This window comes from Mesorhizobium sp. M7A.F.Ca.CA.004.12.1.1 (assembly GCF_003997835.1).
GTDB lineage: Bacteria > Pseudomonadota > Alphaproteobacteria > Rhizobiales > Rhizobiaceae > Mesorhizobium.
This window is the reverse complement of record NZ_RZRK01001407.1, coordinates 1-682: the sequence shown is the minus strand read 5'-3', so window position 1 is coordinate 682 and position 682 is coordinate 1. Positions and strand designations below refer to the sequence as shown.

The 682-nt window shown below is 67.3% G+C and carries 1 protein-coding gene; it reads left to right on the top strand.

Going from position 1 to position 682, the window contains the following annotated elements; genetic code table 11:
- Positions 1–682 (top strand): NAD-glutamate dehydrogenase domain-containing protein (locus EN984_RS36715; RefSeq protein ID WP_164766024.1); only part of this gene is annotated, 682 nt, incomplete at both ends.

The following is a 682-nucleotide window of genomic DNA, read 5'->3' as shown; positions in this document are numbered from 1 at the left end:
GTCTCGCGCAACCAGAAATCGATCACCTTGCCGGCGGCGGCGGCGGCGGCGATCGGCCTGGCCAAGACCGCCGCCACGCCGGTCGAGATCATGACCGCCATCCTCAAGGCCCCTGTCGATCTCCTGTGGTTCGGCGGCATCGGCACCTATTTGCGGGCATCGACCGAAACCAACGCCGAAGTCGGCGATCGCGCCAACGATGCCATTCGCATCACCGCGCTCGATGTCCGGGCGAAAGTGATCGGCGAGGGCGCCAATCTCGGCGTCACGCAGCGGGCGCGCATCGAGTTCGGCCTGAATGGCGGCCGCTGCAATTCCGACGCCATCGACAATTCGGGCGGCGTCAACTGTTCCGACGTCGAGGTCAACATCAAGATCGCGCTGGCATCCGCCATGCGCAAGGGGTCGTTGACGCGCCCGGCACGCAACAAGCTGCTGGCCGAGATGACCGACGAGGTCGGCTCGCTGGTGCTGTCGAACAACTACCAGCAGACGCTGGCGCTTTCGATCGCCCGCAAGCGCGGCCTCGCCGACATCGCGCATCAGAGCCGCTTCATGACGGCGCTGGAAGCGCGTGGCCTGCTCGACCGCACTGTGGAGACGCTGCCGTCGCCGTCAGCGCTCGCCGAGCGCGAAGCGCGCGGCGAACCGCTGACGAGAGCCGAACTCGGCGTGCTGCTCG